Source organism: Cupriavidus sp. GW821-FHT07C08 (assembly GCF_059419025.1).
Window position 1 is genome coordinate 1 of sequence record NZ_JBWKQZ010000099.1, and the last position, 500, is coordinate 500.

General features: G+C 71.4%; 1 pseudogene. It reads right to left on the reverse strand.

Features of this window, described 5'->3' with window-relative positions:
• Positions 1–500, reverse strand: a pseudogene (locus tag AC07UK_RS38880) (indolepyruvate oxidoreductase subunit beta family protein); the annotation flags it as partial.

Sequence of the window (500 nt, forward strand, 5' to 3'; positions counted from 1 at the left end):
ATGCGGCGCACGCCTTCGACCACGACGGGCCAGTTCTCGGCCGGTTGTTCGGCGCGGGCGCGCTGCAGCAACTGCGCGACCCTGGGATCCTGCGGCTTGAGTTCGCCCAGCGGCTTTGCGGCTTCCGCGGCGGGCGTCTCGGCGGCCTCGGCGATGGCGAACGCCGCGCCAAAAGCGCGCAGGCTGGGCTTCACGCCCACGCCGCCGCGCTCGATCGTGGCTTCGAACTGCGCGCGGCTGAACGGCAGCACGCCGGTGCCCGCCAGCGCGCCGAACAGCACGGCGCTGATGACGCTGCCGCTGGCTTCGGCCGCCTGCGCCATGTCGAAGCGTACAAAGCGTTTGGCAGCCTTGCCGGCATGGGCGATCAGCTCGTTGCTGTCGACGCGGCCATCGCCCATCGCGGATTTCTCCGCGATGGAGTACACGCGGTGGGTGGAAGACACCAGCGTGGTGCGCTCCGGCGTCACCAGTCCGCGCTGCACGGCGCGGCCGGCTTC